At 48.7% G+C, this 18,303-nt stretch carries 14 protein-coding genes; 7 read left to right on the top strand and 7 right to left on the bottom strand.

Features of this window, described 5'->3' with window-relative positions:
• Positions 1–51: 51 nt before the first annotated feature.
• Complete coding sequence (locus PHW04_05520; protein ID MDD2715336.1) at positions 52–417, top strand: STAS domain-containing protein; 366 nt, start codon at positions 52–54, stop codon at positions 415–417.
• Position 418: 1 nt separating this feature from the next.
• Here the strand turns inward: PHW04_05520 and PHW04_05525 are convergent, their stop codons facing one another.
• A complete protein-coding gene (locus PHW04_05525) occupies positions 419–1,813 on the bottom strand; it encodes an MBL fold metallo-hydrolase (GenBank protein MDD2715337.1) in 1,395 nt (464 codons plus the stop codon).
• Between the two features lie 159 nt (positions 1,814–1,972).
• Between PHW04_05525 and PHW04_05530 the strand changes: the two genes are divergently transcribed.
• Positions 1,973–2,815, top strand: coding sequence for a hypothetical protein (locus PHW04_05530; protein MDD2715338.1), 843 nt, complete (start codon positions 1,973–1,975; stop codon positions 2,813–2,815).
• A gap of 71 nt (positions 2,816–2,886) precedes the next feature.
• Here PHW04_05530 and PHW04_05535 read toward each other — a convergent pair whose 3' ends face one another.
• Positions 2,887–3,561 carry a helix-hairpin-helix domain-containing protein gene (locus tag PHW04_05535; protein ID MDD2715339.1) on the bottom strand — a complete coding sequence of 225 codons (675 nt, stop codon included), beginning with the start codon at positions 3,559–3,561 and terminating at the stop codon, positions 2,887–2,889.
• A 185-nt stretch (positions 3,562–3,746) separates the two neighbouring features.
• Between PHW04_05535 and PHW04_05540 the strand changes: the two genes are divergently transcribed.
• Both PHW04_05540 and PHW04_05545 read left to right on the top strand, forming a co-directional pair.
• Positions 3,747–4,352 (top strand): tetratricopeptide repeat protein, encoded by a 606-nt coding sequence (locus tag PHW04_05540; protein MDD2715340.1) that lies wholly within the window; start codon positions 3,747–3,749, stop codon positions 4,350–4,352.
• A gap of 3 nt (positions 4,353–4,355) precedes the next feature.
• Entirely contained in the window at positions 4,356–5,915 is a 1,560-nt protein-coding gene (locus tag PHW04_05545; GenBank protein MDD2715341.1) for a YgiQ family radical SAM protein, read from the top strand.
• A gap of 6 nt (positions 5,916–5,921) precedes the next feature.
• Here the strand turns inward: PHW04_05545 and PHW04_05550 are convergent, their stop codons facing one another.
• The 3 genes from PHW04_05550 to PHW04_05560 form a co-directional block, all read right to left on the bottom strand.
• Positions 5,922–6,506 (bottom strand): hypothetical protein, encoded by a 585-nt coding sequence (locus PHW04_05550; GenBank protein MDD2715342.1) that lies wholly within the window; start codon positions 6,504–6,506, stop codon positions 5,922–5,924.
• Between the two features lie 386 nt (positions 6,507–6,892).
• Positions 6,893–8,023, bottom strand: coding sequence for a Fic family protein (locus PHW04_05555; protein MDD2715343.1), 1,131 nt, complete (start codon positions 8,021–8,023; stop codon positions 6,893–6,895).
• 185 nt (positions 8,024–8,208) lie between these two features.
• Positions 8,209–11,325, bottom strand: coding sequence for a protein kinase (locus tag PHW04_05560; GenBank protein MDD2715344.1), 3,117 nt, complete (start codon positions 11,323–11,325; stop codon positions 8,209–8,211).
• Positions 11,326–11,475: 150 nt separating this feature from the next.
• Between PHW04_05560 and PHW04_05565 the strand changes: the two genes are divergently transcribed.
• Together PHW04_05565 and PHW04_05570 are read left to right on the top strand one after the other, a co-directional pair.
• Positions 11,476–12,318: an EFR1 family ferrodoxin gene (locus PHW04_05565; GenBank protein ID MDD2715345.1), complete on the top strand. Its 843-nt coding sequence runs from the start codon at positions 11,476–11,478 to the stop codon at positions 12,316–12,318.
• Positions 12,319–12,421: 103 nt separating this feature from the next.
• Positions 12,422–13,978, top strand: coding sequence for a peptide-binding protein (locus tag PHW04_05570; protein MDD2715346.1), 1,557 nt, complete (start codon positions 12,422–12,424; stop codon positions 13,976–13,978).
• 39 nt (positions 13,979–14,017) lie between these two features.
• On the opposite strand, the gene PHW04_05575 is transcribed toward PHW04_05570, so the two are convergent.
• Both PHW04_05575 and PHW04_05580 read right to left on the bottom strand, forming a co-directional pair.
• The gene (locus PHW04_05575; protein MDD2715347.1) at positions 14,018–15,253 is read right to left on the bottom strand and encodes a cyanophycinase; all 1,236 of its coding nucleotides are present in this window, start codon (positions 15,251–15,253) and stop codon (positions 14,018–14,020) included.
• A gap of 176 nt (positions 15,254–15,429) precedes the next feature.
• The gene (locus tag PHW04_05580; GenBank protein MDD2715348.1) at positions 15,430–16,833 is read right to left on the bottom strand and encodes an MFS transporter; all 1,404 of its coding nucleotides are present in this window, start codon (positions 16,831–16,833) and stop codon (positions 15,430–15,432) included.
• Positions 16,834–17,051: 218 nt separating this feature from the next.
• On the opposite strand from PHW04_05580, the gene PHW04_05585 reads away from it, so the two are divergent.
• Positions 17,052–18,236, top strand: coding sequence for an aminotransferase class V-fold PLP-dependent enzyme (locus tag PHW04_05585; GenBank protein MDD2715349.1), 1,185 nt, complete (start codon positions 17,052–17,054; stop codon positions 18,234–18,236).
• Positions 18,237–18,303: the final 67 nt, after the last annotated feature.

Raw genomic sequence — 18,303 nt, forward strand, 5'->3', positions numbered from 1 at the left:
ACACAAATTTCAGTATAAAATGAAATAAGAGTTTTACAACAGGCGCTTCTAATGAACATTGAAACCAAAATTCTGAACGAAGTTACTGTGATCAAGCTGATCGCGGATGAGATCACCCCTGGCGATGAAAAAACACTCCGCCAGAGTTTTGATCATTTCGCTGAACAGGGCCTGAAAAAGCTGGTCCTGAATCTGGAAAATCTCAGTTACCTGAACAGCTCAATTCTAGGATTGATTATTGGATTTTCCAAGAAAATAGTCGAGAACGGCGGAGAGCTGATCATCTGCAACCCAACCAACTTCGTAAAGAGAATACTGCACATCACTCAAATCGAAGATTTCATCGGCATTTATGGAAACGAGAGCGACGCGGTCAAAAACTGCCTGTTGTATGACATACCTGTCAAATTGAAATAACCTACAGAAGCCTCATGATTTCCCTGTGAGCAGGAATCAGGCAATTCCACCCGAACTTGTTTTTCACAGCCTCTGAAAGACCGGCCAGGCCGTCCTGTTCACCGTGAACCAGAATCAGCTGGGGTTGATTCCTGAAATTAGATAGCCACTGAATTATCTCAATCTGATCTGCATGGGCGGACAGAGTAGGAAGAAAATGTACCTGCGCGTTTACAACCACTTCTTCACGCATGATTTTGACTGTTTTTGCGCCGCCCTGAAGGCTGCGTCCCAGGGTTCCTTCTGCTTGATATCCTGTTAACAGGATATGGGCATTCTTCCGCCAGAGATTGTGTTTGAGATGATGCAGCACCCTGCCTGCTTCGCACATGCCGCTTGCGGACATCACCACATTCCCGGCCTGGATTTCATTGAGTTTTTTTGACTCTTCAACTGAGTCCACCAGGTGCAACCCTGGAAAGTCCAGCGGATCTTCGAATTTCAACCTTCTCAGATATTCTTCATCATAACATTCGGAAAGCGCACGGCGGTATACCTCTGTCACTTTTTTAGCCATCGGCGAGTCGATGAAGAAATTCAGATCCCCGATTTCATGCCTCTCGATCAGGTCGCGGAAACAGTAAAGCAGTTCCTGTGTCCTGCCGATGGCAAAGGCCGGGATGATCAGGTTGCCTTTCTGGAGATTCACATCTCTGAATATCTCCAGCAGCTTTTTCTCGGTATCGTCTATACTTTCATGCACCCTGTTCCCGTATGTAGCTTCGCAGAAAACATAATCCGCTTGAGGAACGATTTCAGGGTCGCGGATGATCGGCTGGTTTTTCCGGCCCAGATCGCCTGAAAACAGGATTGAAGTTGTTTTGCCGGCATGTTTGACTGTCAGGCAGATCATTGCAGAACCAAGAATATGCCCTGCATCCAGAAGCTGAAAGCTGAAAACTTTGTTCAGGAAAGTTTCCTGATGATACTTTACAGGTACAAAATATGAAAGCGCTTTATCAGCATCTTCCAGGGTGTAAAGTGGTTCGACAGGACCCAGACCTTTCCGTTCGTTCTTCTTGGTCCTCCAGGCTGCTTCCTGTTCCTGGATCTGCCCGGAATCCCGGAGAGTGATCTCTGCCAGCTGAGCTGTAGCCTGGTGGCAATAGATTTTTCCCTGGAAACCGCTTTTCACGATCAGGGGGATCCTTCCGCAGTGGTCGATGTGCGTATGGGTTAAGATCAGACCATCCACTGAAGAAAGTTCGACCCCCAGCGGTTCCATGTTGCGGTAGAAAAGTTCTTTTTTTCCCTGGAACATTCCGCAGTCCACCAGCAATTTCAGTCCCTCAGCCTCGACCAGATAGCACGATCCGGTTACAGTGCCCGCACCACCGAGAAAGGTAATATTGATCATTCTGCACCTCATGATTCTGGATATATTTCATGATAACACAGGATTCCAGAAATGCCGCAAATTGTCTCTTGCATTGCAGGCGAATCCAAATATAATTGGCCTATAGAAACCGGTAAGAAGAATCAATCTCTATTGAGTTTCAATTATCAGGAGGAGTAAATGTCGAGACTGCTGTGCGCGCTGATTCTTGTTTTAATGGTCTGTCTTCAGGCTGGTGAAGTCCCTGGATTCAATATTTTAAGGGATACGCCTTCTTTTCCCAATTTCACTCTTTCAGAGATGAAAATCTGGAGCATAGCGGAAAAAATTGCGAAAACAGGCCCGACTGATGTCAGATACTTTGAATCCGAACTTAAGAACATGTTCAAGAATTTTCCCGCAACCTATTTCAAAACAAACTGCCCGGATAAATTCAACCTTCCAGGAGCCGGAAATTCCATCTCAGATCCACAGAAAAGCGCTATCCTCGAATCAATGGGCTACGCACATTGCTGGGGAATGGCCTATGTCACGAAAATGTTCTTCGAACACGCCACTTTCAGCGGCCGCAGGATCCCGCGAGAACAGGATCTCCAGAGCATCATCGACGATGTAACAGACGGATATGATAAAAACGTTCCGGCAGCCTCTTTGCACGCTCTTTCCCTGTCCAATGAAGGTGAACTTAAAAAGTCAGTCGCTTACTGGCAGTCCAGACTGCTCTTCAATCCCCTCAACCTGCCGATGCTTTTCAATGGTAATCCGGAACGCGAATTTGGAAAAATTGAATCCAGCGTCAACAGTCAACGGCTTACTCTGATCCAGATCCGTAAATCGATCAAATGGATGCATGTGATTCTGGCATACAAAACAGAACAGATCGAAAATGGTGATACCTTGATCCATGTTTATGATTCCAATTATCCGAATTCTGATCAGAACATTCTCACATACTGTCGTGGAGAGCAGAAATTCGTATCAGCCCAATACGGAGATGTGAACGCCAATTTTCTGGATAACTGAAGCACAAACAGAATCAACAAAAAAGGGGTTGTCTAAAAAGACAGCCCCTTCAAAAAGGTTTAAAGTTCAAGTTAAGGGACGAGATATCCCTTGATTTTCTCGGCCACTGCCGGAAAATCCTTTTCGAGCATCTCAATGCTGAACTCCTTCTTATCTTTCTGGGTCTTCTTGATTTCTTTCACGACTTTAACAGCGTCCGCATCGGCAACGCCGAGGGTGGAAAGGTCAAACTTGGTAAGTCTGCTGGCTTTAATTCTGATCTCTTTATCATTGTCATCAATGGCGAGATAATTCACCAGAGAGTCGTATTTTCTCACTCCAACCAGAGGCTTCAGGTCTTCGAGTTTGGCGAAATTTCCCTTCTTTACCCTGTAAGCCACAATCTTCTTGGCAGCTGTTTTGGAAAGAATTTTGGCCAGTTGCTCTTCAGTGGCTGTGTTAACATTGACTTTGCACAGCTTGTCTGAAGCCGGGGCTACTGGAGCCACTGGAATTGCAGGGATCTGCAGGGTTGGAGCCGCTGGGGTTTCGGCGGGCTGGGCAACCGGTGTCGCCGCAGGAGTCACGGGGGCAGCAGGAGTTTCTACGGCCGGGGTTGCAGGAGCAGCAGGTGTGGCCGGGGCCGGGACAGCCGGAGTAACAGCTTCAGCAGTGGCAGTCGGGGTAGCAGGGGCTGCGGTTTCTTCTGTGGCCAGAAGCGGCAGGGAAATTACGAACAGCATCAGCATCATTGCGAAAAGTTTCATGTTTTTCCTCCTGGAATTTTATGTACCGAATTCTTGTTTGTTTCCTAAATTCCGCAATCCCACCTTCCTTCAACACAATGTTCAAGAATCATTCCATATTTAACACCTGAGAAAATTAAAAAGCAAGTTTTGGAATCATGGTGTACTTCTGATACACTGATCACAAATCATATTCGGAGCTGCAAATGGACTTCAAAGCTTATCTTCCGCTGGTCATCTTTTTATTTGTTGTCACTGCTTTTAACCTCTCGGCAGTGGAAAAATTCAAACAGATGGATGCCCTGTCCTACTATGATACTGCCATGGCTTATCAGGAAAAAAACAAACTGGACAAGGCAATGGCAAACCTGGACCGGGCCATCGAAATCGACCCTGGACTTACCAAAGCCTGGTTCGCCCGCGGCAGCGTGCAGTTCAAACGCTGCGAGTATGAAAAGGCCTGCCAGGATTTCAGCAAAGCCATTCAGCTTGATCCGAAATTGATCGAAGCTTATTACAACAGAGGCATGATTTACGATGAACTGAAAAAGTACGATCTGGCGATCAAGGACTATACTGTAGCCATCGGCCTTGACTCGAAATACCCGGAACTCTGGAATAACCGCGGGGTGGCCTATTTCTGCAGCCAGCAATACGAGAAAGCAGCCGAGGATTACAGCATGGCCATCCATCTCAATCCAGGCTACACTTCTGCTTACAAGAATCGAGCACTGGCTTATCTCAGGCTGGGTATGAAGGAAATGGCAGTCAAGGATTACAGGAAATACAAAGCCCTGATCGGTATTAAATAGTCGATGCCAGACATCATACTTATCACAGGGGATTATCACATCGACCATCCCCTGAATGCCACTGGAATTCTCAAACGAGTGCTGGAAGGCCGTGGCTTTTCTGTCGATATCATCTCCAAACCTGACTGGAAATCAGACCGCGATTTTCAAAAGCACGGAAAACCGGGACTTTTTTTCGGGATCACCAGCGGTTCCATGGATAGTTTACTGCAGAACTATACTCCGCTTAAAAAGCTGCGGGCTGAAGACCCTCACCACCCTTACAATTCCAACGTGCCTGACAGGGCAGTGATCGTCTATGCCAACAAGATCCGCGAACTCTACAAAGGCGTGCCAATAGTAATCGGCGGAGTGGAAGCTTCCCTGCGCAGATTTACGCATTACGATTACCTGGACAATAAAGCCAGACGCAGCATTCTGCTGGATTCCAGGGCCGACATCCTGGTTTACGGGGCAGGCGAGTATGCCATCTTGGAAATCGCGGAAAGGCTGAAACGCGGTGCCGACCTGCCAGGTATCGAATCCACCTGCATTGTCTCAAATAATGTTCCGCAAGGTTTCACACTGCTGCCCTCGCATGAAGAGGCTGTGGCAGACAAGGAAGCTTTCTGCAGGATGCAGCTTTTATTCACAAATGCCAAACTGGCCCAGCCTGTGCAGAACCGCTTCATTCTTCAGAATAAAATGCACGACCAGACAACAGCTGAGCTGGACCAGATTTTCGATCTCCCCTATTCCAGGAAAATTCCTAAAGAAGCGCATGATTTCCAAGCTGTGCAGTTTTCCGTGATCTCTCATCGCGGCTGTTTCGGCCGCTGCAATTTCTGCTCGATAGCCCTGCATTTTGGAGACAGAATCATTTCCAGGAGCGAGAAATCGATTTTGAGTGAAATTGAGAAAATTGCTGCACATCCTGATTTCAAGGGATACATCGATGATCTGGGCGGTCCGTCAGCCAACATGTATGGAATGGATTGCGTTAAACATATTAAATGTAAAAGCCATTGCCTGGCCTGTAAAAACCTGAATCGTGATCATAAAAAGCTGATCCATCTGCTCAATGAATCCCGCAAGATCCAGGGTATCAAAAAAGTCTTTGTCAGAAGCGGTATCCGCTATGACCTGGCCCTGGAGTCGCCCGAGTACATAGAAGTACTGTCTAAAAATCACATCTCCGGCTGCCTGAAGATCGCACCAGAGCATTTTTCTACGCGCGTGCTCAAGCTGATGAATAAGGACAACAGCAGATTCCCGGAATTCCTGAAGATCTTCGCGCGCCTCAATCAGCCGCTGAAACAGGCTCTGCGCTATTATTTCATCACAGCGCATCCGGGCTCAGAACCAAAAGATGTGGAACTCCTGATCCGCGAACTGAAAAAACTCTGGAATGTGGAAAGCATCCAGGTCTTCACCCCAACCCCGATGTCTGTTTCCACCTGCATGTATTACACTGAACTCAATCCATTCACCCTGGAACCGGTCTATGTACCCAAATCCTTCACAGACAAGAAATGGCAGAAGAAAAGGATTTTCGAAGTGCTGGGGCTGAAATCATCAGTCTGAATCAGGCTATCCACCAGATTCAGGCTTAGGCTGTTCCAGACGATATCCGTCTATGCAGGGGGAGGCTTTCAGCCCGAAGCAGCGGGCGATTGCCTCAATTGCAGGAGCAGCCTCCCACCGCGTGGCAACGAATTTGATCCTGCGGTCAGTCAGACCCGCAGCACAGGTCACTTTGATCCCGGTCAGATGAGTGAAGATCTTCAATGCAGTGTCCAGGTCGCAGTCATTGAAAGTAAGCGTAATTATGCAATTTTCCCCAGCCGGATGCTGTACTCCGGAATCCGGCACATCTTTGCTCACCATGACAAAAGCGCCATTCAAATCGATCAGTTTGGCATCCACCTGCTGAGAGAAAATTTTCGGCAGATCACACGGCCTGGTTTCTTTCACCTGAAACGTGATCTCCCTGCTGTCCAGAATATCCATGCACCCGGCGCTCATTCCTGCTAGTCGCGCTACATTCTTGAAAACATCCATCAGGCTGATTTTATTAAACTCCAGGGTCAGGAGTTTGTCCTCACCTGAGGCCAGTGCAGGCAGGAAGCATAGAATTCCAACGCAGACTATTGCCAAAGCATGGGGTCTGTTCATTTTTACCTCCTTCATCGTATTTTCCTGATTCCATTATAAACAGATCCTGTAAACATCCTTTCATAATCTTGTAAAAATCATGTAACTTTTTTACTTGTGCCTTTTCCCTCATTCCAGCGCAGCTGAAGCTTCGGGGACTATAGTCGCAGGTATGACGGAAGGGAGAGTATGCCGGGGACTTGTTCCTGCGGAGGAGTTCAAAGGCGCTGCACTCAGCCTTGTCAATGGCAGAATCCTGTCTAAGCCTGCAGATAAGTGAAGTCCTGCTGACCGAAGATTCGGCAAGCAGGACGAAACGACCGGAGCAGGAATAAGTCCCCGGCCTGCTGATTCATGTAACTACTGTTATGATATGATAAAATTGAAAGCTACATCACGATGAAGATTTATCTATTTCCTTCACTCGGCCAGACCAGGTCATAGCTGACGCTGCGGCCCCTGCCAGGCAGTTGTTTAAGTATTCCCTTTTCGAGCAGGTCTGAGATCTCCCTGAATGCCGTGGCTCTGCTGACTTTAGCAATGCCCGTATACTTTCGGGTGGTCAGGCCGCCCTCGAAATTGCCTGGCCCTGCTTCCAGCATGCGGTTCAGCACTTTTTTCTGGCGCACGCTGAGTTCTGCCTGAACGTGCAGCTGCCAGAAATCAGCCCTGGCCAGCACATTTCCGATGATCCTGTCGGATCTCTCGATTGAGCGTTTGAAGCATCCCAGAAACCAGGAAAGCCAGCTGGTTACATCCGGGCTTTTTCCGGTCGAGCATTTCTCAATGGCAGCATAGTATTCTTCCCTTTCTTCCATGATCTGCGATGAAAGGCTGTAATACCTGGACGCGCTCTTTTCATCCTGGGCCAGAGCCATGTCGGTCAGGGCTCTGGCGATGCGTCCGTTCCCGTCTTCAAACGGGTGGATGACGACAAAATAGAAATGTGCCAGGCCAGCTCGCAGAAGTCCGTCCATGGTATTGCGGCCTTCTTCCCACCACTGCAGAAATTTCCTCATTTCAGCTTCAACCACTTCACCCGGAGGGGCTTCAAAATGGATTTTTTCCCGCCCAACTTTCCCTGACACTATCCGCATCGGATCGTTTCCACGCCATTGTCCTGTCCGGATCTTATGCAGCCCGGAATGGCCTGCCGGAAAAAGCGCTGCCTGCCAGACTTTCAGCCTCAGATCTGTAAGAGGCTCCTCAGATTTCTGAGTGGCGTCCAAGATCACTTCCACCAGTCCGTCAATCGATCTGGTTGACTGGACCAGGCCTCCGGCAGGAAGCCCGAGATGCCTCGCGACAGAAGATCTCACCATCTGCCGGTTCAAGCGCTCTCCTTCAATCTCTGCGGTTTTTATAGCCTCTTCAACCAGAAGGTCAGACTGCGCATCTTCTCCGAGGTTCAATCCAAGATGCCTGACTCGGCCGAAAAAGGTCCCCTGGGCAAGCCTTGCCTGTCCGGAAAGCTTAAGCAGAGCATCGCTGTCCCAGGTCAATTCAGGCCAGAATTCGCATTGCCAGATGTACTTCATGTTAATTTTTCACTCCAGGATGAAGCGATTAATCCGTATAATCGCTTCATATTATGATACAATTATACCACTTAATCGCCTCAAATCAAGAAAGAAAAGTTCGGTGTCAGGGTAAAAATGATCTTCAGCTTGACTTTATCATGTGACAAAAAGTTGTACAGTATGAGAACCAGCTGTCGAAAGTCTCAAGAGTAAACTTTCTCCAGTTCAGCGATCAGTTCAGCTGCGCTCTGGTAACGCTCGCCAGGATTCTTGGAGAGGCATTTCATGATGATCCGGTCGAAATCCTGGGGCAGGCTTTTCTCATGCTCTGACGGGGGGAGCGGGACAGTATTCTGGATCTCGTGCAGCACTCCCTGAGGGGCTTCGTCGTCATAGGGCAGCTTGCCTGTCAGAAATTCATACATGCAGACTCCGAGCGAATAGAGGTCGGCCGAGTCTGTGAGCTTGTCGCCTTTATGCTGCTCAGGCGGCTGATACTGGAAATTGTTGTATGAATCGCCGTCCTTTGGTTTCAGCTCTTCCACCAGCACGCGCTCAAGACCGAAATCTGTGACTTTCACTGTACGGTTCTGATGCAGGAGTATATTCTCGGGCCGCAGGTCACGATGGATGACATGCTTCTCATGTGCATGTCCAAGGGCTTCGGCAGTCTGGATGCCGATCAGGCGTACGAATTCAGGCTTGATCTTCTTCTTTCTGTCCAGAACAACCCGCAAGCTCTCTCCGTCCACCCATTCCATCACGACGAACGGAGTCTCAGCGCCGACCAGTTCCAGGATCTTCGCGATATTGGGGTGTTCGAGCTTCTGCATGGAACTCCCGAATCCCAGAATAAAAGATTGCACAAGCTTCTTATCGATCAGTTTTTTTTCACTAAGCATCTTGATCGCGAACTGCTCCTTGCGGTAGACATTGGTGACCTTGTAAGTGATGCCCATCCTGCCGATTCCGATGCGGGTATGGTCAGTATACCGTTTAGCCTTGTCCATCGCGAAATAGCCGCTCGTATCCTCACGGTAGCGCTGCTCGATGTTCTTGTCGTACCAGTCGAATTCTCGCTTGAGCCTGTTCTGCGCCGGGTCAGGCAGTTTCTCCAGAAAATGATGCTGAACTGCGTAATAATCCTTCTGCTTCGCCGGATTGTTCTTCAATTCCATGGCCTTGGCCATGAAAAAGGATGCCTTGGCCCAGATTTCCGGATTCTTGCTGTTGGCAGTGAGTTTCATCACCTTGCCGAAACAGTTGAGAGCAGGCACGATCTGCAGGTCAAAGAGCAGAAACTGACCGTAACTTTGAAGCACACCTGCCGTCTGCACAGGGTTGCCTAGTTGTTCGAAGAGTTCCAGGGATTTTCTGAAATTGGATCCGGCATCCGAATGCTTCTTGATGCGGGTGTTGATCTCGCCGATATCGCGCAGGATGTATGCTTCCAGCTGAGTCCAGTTGAATTTTTTTGCCAGTTCCAGGGCATTGTATTTTTCAGTGAGAGCCTGCATGTATTTCTGAGCCTGAAAATAGATCTCGCCCTGCATGGAATAAGTGTAGACCAGGCCATGATGGTCCTTGATCCGCCGCTTGATCTCAGTGGATTCCTTCAGACATTCCACTGCTTCCTCGAGCTCTGAGAGTTCGAACAGAATAGCAGCCTTGTTATAGATGGTAGTGGCTAGCAGGCCAGGCAGGTTATACTTTCTGTAATAATCCTCTGTGGTTTTCAGGTGCTTGAGAGCTTCATAGAGCTTGCCGCGTTCGGACAGGAACACCGCGTAATTCAGAAGGCATCTCGCCCGCACCAGCGGAGCCTTGACTTTCTGGCAGTTTTCCAGGGCTTTTTCAAAGCAGGCCTTGGCTTTCTCCTTGTTGTCCAGGTAATTGTAGCTGACAGCCAGGCTTACAAAAATATCGGCAGCCACTTTCCTGGGAATATCTTCTTTCAGCACAAATTCGAAATTCTTTACAGCATCGGTATATTTACCTGCAGCATAGGCGATCTTGCCGGCTAAAATCTTTGAATCAACCTTACCTTTTATCTGTTCGAGGAATTGCTCAGCTTCCTGGATCTGCCGCCATTGGATCAGCATCTCGATCCTGGATTTGATCAGGTCCTGCTCCCTGTATTCGTTGCAATTTTCAATAGCGTCGACGAGCAGATAGTAGAAATTCTCGGTCTGCCGGCCTAGAGTCAGCATCTCTTTACTGAGCCTGTGGATCAGGTCCACAGCTTTCTTCGTGTCTCCGCCTTTCTGGAAATGGTAGTAAGCTTCCTTCAGATCCGCAATCCTGGCTTTCTCATGCTTTGCGAAATGCTCGGCATAATCCAGGTGCATGTTTTTGAGATCTTCCTGTTTCATGCTCTGCAGCAAGTGATTGCGCACTACGCTGTGCAGATAAATCTTGTGTTCCTGATCATATTCCAGCATGAAGCCGCTGATCAGCCTGCGCCGGGCTGACTTGTGAGCATCATCGTCATTCCGGAAAAATTCTTCGGCCCTGATCGGAATCCGCAAAACAGCGAGTGATTTAAGAATGGATATTTCGATCTGGGAAATGGTATTTACTACAGTACGCAATATATGATTATTCTTTTCCTCTTCAGCGGTAGGGAAAGACTCCAGAAATTCGTCGATTTTGAGGCCAAAGGCAGTGTGCAGTCCCACGATCATCTTCACAAAAAACGGGTTCCCCTTGAACTTGGAAAAAAGCTTCCAGTTGATCTCATCTGGAAATCTCTCGAACAGGTTGAGTTTGAGCAGATTCTCCACCATCTGGGTGCATTCTTCGTATTGAAGACCTTCCAGAACCTGATCGTACACTTCGAGAGTTTTCATGTTCAGTCCGGCGAAGTCGGTCCGTGAAGAGATCAGCAGGCGTCCCATTTTCAGGTTTTTCCTGGCCGCAGTGATCAGCTCCACGAAAATCTCTTTCCCGATCTGATAGAGGTCGTCAATGAAGAGGATCAGAAGATTGTCCTCGATCATACGGGTGACAGTCTCTGCTGAATATCCGATCGATGGTGAATACTGATCCTTGTTGCCTGTGACGCGGAAAACATTTTTTGCGATCTCTGCCATCAGGTCTTCCCTGTTCCAGCCCGGCCTGCAGATGATGAATGCCACCAGGTTCTGATAGGCCTCCATGGCGTTGAGCTGATTGGCCAGAGTCATGGCAAGTGCGGATTTTCCGATGCCGGAGTTCCCGGAAATCACAAGCACGCGGTGATCGGAAAACGCAGTCACAAGTTCGTCCAGTTCCTTCTTTCTTCCACAAAATCCGATAGGGGTTGATGGTATGTTATGCATGAACATATTTTAACTGTTTTTATCTCTTCCGGCAACCACCGGAAGACCTTAAATGCCAAAACCTCTGACCGGTAATAACTCAACATTTTGAAAAGATCTTTTCTTGGAGTATGATAGACATAAAGAACACTATCTTGATAAGGAGCTGACATGAAAATCGCGATCTTCTACTTCAGCGGCACGGGAAACACCTGGTGGGCGGCAGGGCAACTCGCCACCAGGCTGCACGACCGGGACTGCGAAGTCACAGTCCAGTCTGTGGAAAACCCGCTCATCAGCGACGAGCAGCTTCTGTCCAGAACATTGAGCGAAGCGGATCAGATCGTTCTTGGATATCCAATTTACTGTTCAGATGCTCCAGCACCTGTGAAAGACTTTGTAAAAAAACTGCCCAGATTCGCTAAACGGAAAAACATCTCCATCTTCTGCACCCAGAATTCCTTTTCAGGAGACGGAGATTCTTTTCTCAGAAAAACACTGCGCCACAAAGGTCTGACACTGCGCCAGTCCATCCAGATAAACATGCCCACAAATTTCCAGGTCCCGATTCCTCCTTTTTCCTTCTTTCCCCCTGAATCCGGAGAAAAGCTGGAAAAAATGAAAGAAAGGGCAAACTGGGCTCTGAGCAGATTTGCAGACCTGATCGTGGCTGATGAAAAATACATTCAGGGAAAAAATCCGGGTTACCGTCTGTTCGGCTCTCTCATGCGCTGGATCTGGAAGTTCGGTATCAAAGGCCTGCCCAGACATCTGTGGGCGGATAAATCCCGCTGCACACGCTGCGGGCTTTGCGTGGAGTCCTGCCCTGTCCATAACATCCTGCTTGAAAATGAACTGCCGGTTTTCGGAAAAAAATGCATATCTTGTTTTCGCTGTTATAATTTCTGCCCAGCATGCGCAGTTAACTATTTAAAAGGGACACTTGATACAGGGAAATTCCTGCGCTATCACGGACCGGTCAAGGAACTGACACCTGACAAATTCAAGGATTGAGTTGTGAATGGTGATGATATTTGCGCCATTTTTGGTTGTCATGTTTATTTTCCTCCCAGGTTGTGGCGTAGAAACTCCCAGCAATCGCGTGTCGGAAACTACGATGGAAATCTCGCTGTCCCCGGCATATGGGGACAGTATCGTGGAAACTTCCAATGCCGGCCCTGTAATCCTTAACCCGATCCTCTGCCCTGATTCAGTCACCCGCAGAACCTGCGGACTGATTTTTTCCGGGCTGGTCAAGGAAGGGCCGGAACTGAATATGCTGGGCGATCTGGCAGATACCTGGGAAATCTCGCTGGAGAGCCGGGAGATCACCTTTCATCTGAAAAAAAACGTCAGATGGCACGATGCTGCGCCGTTCAATGCCTGGGACGTGCTTTTCACATATCAGAAAATCGCTGACCCCAAAACCCAGACCTATGACAGGGAAAATTTCTCACAGGTCAAAACTGTGGAAGTGATTGACCCTGATACAGTCAGAGTCAGATACGACAATCTGACTCCAGCAGCCCTGGAAGCCTGGTCGATTGGCATAATTCCCAGGCACCTTTTCCTCAATGAAGATATCAATACATCCAAATATAATCAGCAGGCGATAGGTACCGGCCCCTTCAGGCTGAAGAACTGGGAACCTCAGACCAGAGTAGTTTTAGAAGCCAACCTGGATTATTTCAATGGACGTCCCTATGCTGACCGCTACATTCTGAAAATCATTCCGGATCCGTCCATGCAGTTTCTGGAACTTCTGAAGGAAAATGTGGACATCTTCGCGATCACGACAGACCAGTTCATCAAGCAGGCCGATACCCCTGAATTCACTTCAAAATTCAATGTCTTCCGTTATCCGCAGAGGGTTTACAACTTTCTCTCATTCAATCTGTTGAATCCTTTTTTCCAGGACAGAAAAGTTCGTCAGGCACTGTGCCTGGCCACTGACCGGCAGAAGATCATTGACAACGCTCTCTATGGCATGGGCACACTCATAACCGGCCCGTTCCCTCCATTTTTCTGGGCATACGACAAGTCCGTCAAGCCCTGGCCCTATGACCCTGAAAAAGCCAGGCAGATGTTGAATGAATCAGGGTGGAAAGATACGGACAGCGACGGGATCCTGGAGCGGGACGGAAAGAAATTCCAGGTGGAGATAGTCACCAACAACGGAAATGACACCCGCAAACTGGCCGCCTGTATGATCCGGGACTACTGGAAGGACGTAGGCGTTTCAGCCAGCGTCAGATTTGTGGACTGGAACGCCTTGATGGATATCTGTGATTACAAAAGTTACGATACAATGATCCTGGGCTGGTCCCACAATGTTGATCCGGACCCATACCGGCGCTGGCATTCATCACAGATGCCTGACAAGGAAAAAGGCAAGATGGGTGATAATTTCATGTCATACAGTAATCCTGAGGTGGACAGACTGCTGGAAGAAGCCCGTAAAATTACGGACCAGGCAGAACGGGAAAAAATGTATCACCGTTTCCATCAGATACTGGCTGACGAGCAGCCCTACATCTTCATCTATGCGACAGACATGATCTACGCTGTTCACAAACGCATTCACGGCATCAAGCTTGAGCCGGCAGGCATCCGCTACAATTTTGAGAACTGGTATGTGCCTAAGCAATATCAGAAATACGGGGAGTTGGAATGATCGGAAAAGGGGAAGATGCCGTATGAAAAAGATCGCGTTTTATTCCCTGATTCTACTGTTCTGGAAGTCATCATTTAACGGCTTGATTTCAAGGAGCATGTTCAGATAGGAAATCACTGATTCTTTCTTCCTGATGCCCTCATAACCAGCTGATCCATATTTTCCACTTTTTTCCATTTTGACCTGAAATCTGGGATTCTTCTCCCAGGTAGTGCCGTATACAACATGGTTGGCAGACTTGAACAGCCCTGTGGTGACGCGCATGAATTCCTTCTCACAGATCCTGGTCTCACTGGTGCCGACGACATGTTCCGGACAGCTGAAAATGTCAGGGGATGGCTTTACAGAAAGTATTTCCTCCCTGCCTGCCAGCGGCTTTTTATAGTCGGCAATCTGAAATTCCTTTTTCCCGATTTTCATCCTGTCGCCGTGCGTCAGATAATGCACCAGCACGTTGGAAATGGAAAATTCCTTGCCTGCTCCGGCCCGGGCACGCGAGAGGTCGATCACTGTCACGCCAAGGTCGCTCAGCACTGTCATTTCAGCGTCAGGAGTGTTGGCATTCCTGATCACCATGGTGGCACCGGCATCGACGCCGAAGATCAGCCTGACTCCCCTCTCCCATGCCAGCCTGATGGAACGGCCCTGTCTGCCGCGCTGCACATAATGAGTGTCTAGAAGACCCTGATTGAAAAAAGCAAAACCTCCCTGCGGAGAATATGTCAGATCATCATCGCCGTGAGGATGTGGAGCTCCATCTTTGTAGATCCCGTCACGCAGGCCGTAATATGAAACTCCGCCTGAGATCATCGGAATCCCTGACTGGATCGCGGTTCCGGCACTGGTGCCTGAAACCACTGCTCCGTTTTCGAATCTGCGTCTGATGGCTGAGAGCAGTGGCGTATCAGAAGCATCGTCATTCATCAGGCATTGCACCAGCCTGGTCTGATCACCACCTCCAAAAAAGAAGCCGGTCATTTTCCCCACTCTGGCAATCAGTTTCTCATCTTTATTGTTCGAGATCGTGTCAATATCGATCGGGATCCATTCTGCGGCTTTAGCACCGTGCTGTGTAAAAAGCTTCAGATAGAATTCACCGTTTTCCCGCGAATTACTGGCAGCAGGAGTTCCCCGGTCCGGGTCATCCCGCTCAGGCACGGATGCTGCGGTGATGATCCCGATCCGGCTGTGATTCCCGCCGGCAAGCTTGATGATAGTCCCGTAATATTCCTTGTCGCTGTCGTCAATTCCTCCGCCTGCAAGCACGAGATTCATAACTCCTCCCTCACAAATTGCAGTCACTGCAATGACCAGGAGAAAAATAGTCGATTTTATCATTCTTACCTCTCAATGAATTGATGGTGATTAGTGAATGATGAAATAGAGAATTTCCACTCTTTCCACCAGGAATCAATATTATCAATTCACTATTCACTAATCACCAGTCACTTTTATCGAAATATGCCCACAATTTTCATCAGATTCAGATGTGAAATCATCTCTATCGCATCCCTGAGCCTGAACTTCTTCACGATCCGCACTTCCCTGATCCTCCCGATCATCAGGAGATATGTAGCCAGCCTGGCGAATCCGCTGATCAGGAATACAAAGAGAAGGCCTGAACCGGAAAGCCTGATCCCCATATTCCCAAGATAACCTCCCAGCATTCCTCCTGCAAAAACCCCTATGCTGTATATGATGTTGAAGTAAGCCACGCAGATCGCCAGTTTCTGCCTGGTGACAGCCTCGAAAATGTAATTGCCGTTAGCCAGGGAAAAACCGGCCCAGGCAATCCCTGAAAAACCCTCTATCAATACCAGCACAGGTACAACCAGAGAAGGAAGAATTGAATGCACTTGCGGTGATACCAGCCAGAGCAGGGGGACAATGGCAACCAGTATACCGCAGATACGCATCACCATGAAATTGCCGTAACGGTCCGCGAACTTGCCCCAGGCAGGCATGAAGATCATGTTGGTGAGGGACGAAGCAAGGACTACTGCGGTATAACCTGTATAGCTCATCTGCAGCTCGTTGAGCATATATACTGAGAAAAAAGGGGCAGAGATCATGGTGGAAAAACCGATCAGGGAAACGAACACCACAAATCTTCCGAAATTATTCTCATAAATCCGGAGCAGAAAGTCCCTGAAACTGAAAAAACTCCCTTTTTCCTGCCTGAATGGCGGTTCATACTGAATCAGGAAAAGGAGGGCAGAGACTGTTCTCGCCAGAAAAGAGACGGCAAACAGCCCTGCAAAACCCCAGAAAAGGTGGTTTTTTTTGAAAACATCCATGAAAAGTCCAGCAAACAGCATGCTCACCATCGCAACCAGGCCCACTATCTGATTGCGTTTGCCGAAATAACGGCCCCTGTTTTTCGGGACAATGTCGTTCATCCAGGAGTTCCAGGCAGGAGTAAGCATTGACCCGAAAAGAGCCAGCAGAGTGTAGATCACGGTCAGCAGATTTATTATCTCCATTGAGCCATGCGGGCAGTAATAATACCTGTAACCTGCGAAAATCATCATAAGCCACATCAGAGCCTGGGAAAAAACAGAGAAGAAAAGCAGCTTTCTCCGAGAAAATTTTCCCAGCATCCTGATTGTGATCAGCTGGGAAACCGCACCCAGAATAGAGGGAAAGCTGCTCAGAAATCCTATTTCCCTGTTCTGCGCTCCCAGCGCTAGAGCGTAAGGTATCATGTAACGCTGACCGCAGCCGTCCATTATGCTGCAAGCTGATCCTTCGACCACACTGATCCTGCGGGCGCGGGCTTTCAGCCTCTTCTCAGTCCTCATTTTCAGGAAGGCTTCGTGAGTCTGACTCTGCCCGTTATCGATCTTTTCATCCATTTTTTCAATCCTCTAACAGCACACTTACTTTTTGGGTACGAGGCTCGGGGTGCGAGGTCCGGAATCGGATTCTCTGTTGATACATGCCATGATCCGTGCCTCGAACCGCAAGCCTCTTGTTCCATACCCGAACCGCGAACATCGTACCCCGAGCCTTCAAACTGATCCTGAATCATGATATAATGCTGACAATTTATCAAATCCGGCCGGAGGGAGCAATGAGCCACAAAATAATCTATCTGGACAACAACGCCACCACTCCGATCCACCCTGAGGTGAAGAAGGCCATTATCAAGGCCATGAGCCTTTACGGCAATGCCTCCAGCCTGCACGAACTGGGACGCACATCACGTGCAGCGATCGAGGCCTCACGTGCCAATATCTCCGGATTTCTCGGAGCCAGCCCTGAAGAACTTATCTTTGTAGGCACCGGCTCTGAAGCTAATAACGGAGTTCTGAACAATATCACCTGCCACGGATCCTGCTGCAGCGCCAAACAGGGCAAACGGGACGAGATCATCACTACAGTGATTGAGCACCCCTGCGTGTTGGAGGCCTCCAAGTGCCTTGCCAGTAAAGGTCTCAAAGTGCACTTTCTAAAAGTAGACGACCGGGGTAAGATCGATCTGAACCAACTGCAGAAACTCCTGTCAGAGCATACTGCCCTGGTCTCTGTGATGTCTGCCAACAATGAAATCGGCACCATCCAGGAAATAGGAGAAATTGCCAGGCTGGCACATAAGTATGGCGCTTACTTCCATACCGATGCTGTGCAGGCTGTAGGAAAAATTCCGCTGGACGTAAGAAAACTGGAGATAGATTTCCTCTCCTTTTCAGCGCATAAAATTTACGGACCCAAAGGTGTAGGATCTCTCTACATCCGGAAAGGCATCCCTTACTGCCCATTCATCCGAGGCGGGCATCAAGAGATGGGACGAAGGGCCGGTACAGAGAATACGATCGGAATTCTGGCACTTTCCAGAGCTATAGACATGCGCAGAGAGGAGATGGATGAAGAAGCAATTCGACTGCTGAGCCTGAAGAAGGCACTGAAATACGGACTCGCTGAAAAAATACCTGACATCCGCTTCAACGGAGACCAGGATGACACCCTGCCCGGAACTCTGAATGTTTCTTTCATGGGTGCTGAAGGGGAATCAATTCTGCTCTACCTTGACCTGGAAGGCATCTGCGTTTCCACTGGCTCAGCCTGCGCGTCCGGATCACTCGACCCGTCGCATGTCCTGCTTGCGCTGGGTTTGACTCACGAATGGGCTCACGGCTCAGTCCGGATCAGCCTGGGCAGGCAGACGACAGAATCAGAAATCCACCGAGTGCTGAAAGTGTTTCCTGGCATCATCGAGAAGATCCGCAGGATGTCTACAACGTATAAGAAAAAATGAATGTACTTTCGTAAGGGCGCAGCATGCTGCGCCCCCACAAATATGATGAAAAATCAACTGGTAATAT

Source organism: Candidatus Wallbacteria bacterium (assembly GCA_028687545.1).
Classification (GTDB): domain Bacteria; phylum Muiribacteriota; class JAQTZZ01; order JAQTZZ01; family JAQTZZ01; genus JAQTZZ01.

What these genes read in the sequence shown, in the direction of transcription:
- PHW04_05530 (MDD2715338.1), top strand. Translation starts at nt 1,973, where the DNA reads ATGTCGAGACTGCTGTGCGCGCTGATTCTTGTTTTAATGGTCTGTCTT.
- PHW04_05520 (MDD2715336.1), top strand. Translation starts at nt 52, where the DNA reads ATGAACATTGAAACCAAAATTCTGAACGAAGTTACTGTGATCAAGCTG.
- PHW04_05535 (MDD2715339.1), bottom strand. Translation starts at nt 3,561, where the DNA reads ATGAAACTTTTCGCAATGATGCTGATGCTGTTCGTAATTTCCCTGCCG.
- PHW04_05525 (MDD2715337.1), bottom strand. Translation starts at nt 1,813, where the DNA reads ATGATCAATATTACCTTTCTCGGTGGTGCGGGCACTGTAACCGGATCG.
- PHW04_05560 (MDD2715344.1), bottom strand. Translation starts at nt 11,325, where the DNA reads ATGCATAACATACCATCAACCCCTATCGGATTTTGTGGAAGAAAGAAG.
- PHW04_05540 (MDD2715340.1), top strand. Translation starts at nt 3,747, where the DNA reads ATGGACTTCAAAGCTTATCTTCCGCTGGTCATCTTTTTATTTGTTGTC.
- PHW04_05545 (MDD2715341.1), top strand. Translation starts at nt 4,356, where the DNA reads ATGCCAGACATCATACTTATCACAGGGGATTATCACATCGACCATCCC.
- PHW04_05565 (MDD2715345.1), top strand. Translation starts at nt 11,476, where the DNA reads ATGAAAATCGCGATCTTCTACTTCAGCGGCACGGGAAACACCTGGTGG.
- PHW04_05570 (MDD2715346.1), top strand. Translation starts at nt 12,422, where the DNA reads ATGGAAATCTCGCTGTCCCCGGCATATGGGGACAGTATCGTGGAAACT.
- PHW04_05580 (MDD2715348.1), bottom strand. Translation starts at nt 16,833, where the DNA reads ATGGATGAAAAGATCGATAACGGGCAGAGTCAGACTCACGAAGCCTTC.
- PHW04_05555 (MDD2715343.1), bottom strand. Translation starts at nt 8,023, where the DNA reads ATGAAGTACATCTGGCAATGCGAATTCTGGCCTGAATTGACCTGGGAC.
- PHW04_05550 (MDD2715342.1), bottom strand. Translation starts at nt 6,506, where the DNA reads ATGAACAGACCCCATGCTTTGGCAATAGTCTGCGTTGGAATTCTATGC.
- PHW04_05575 (MDD2715347.1), bottom strand. Translation starts at nt 15,253, where the DNA reads ATGAATCTCGTGCTTGCAGGCGGAGGAATTGACGACAGCGACAAGGAA.
- PHW04_05585 (MDD2715349.1), top strand. Translation starts at nt 17,052, where the DNA reads ATGAGCCACAAAATAATCTATCTGGACAACAACGCCACCACTCCGATC.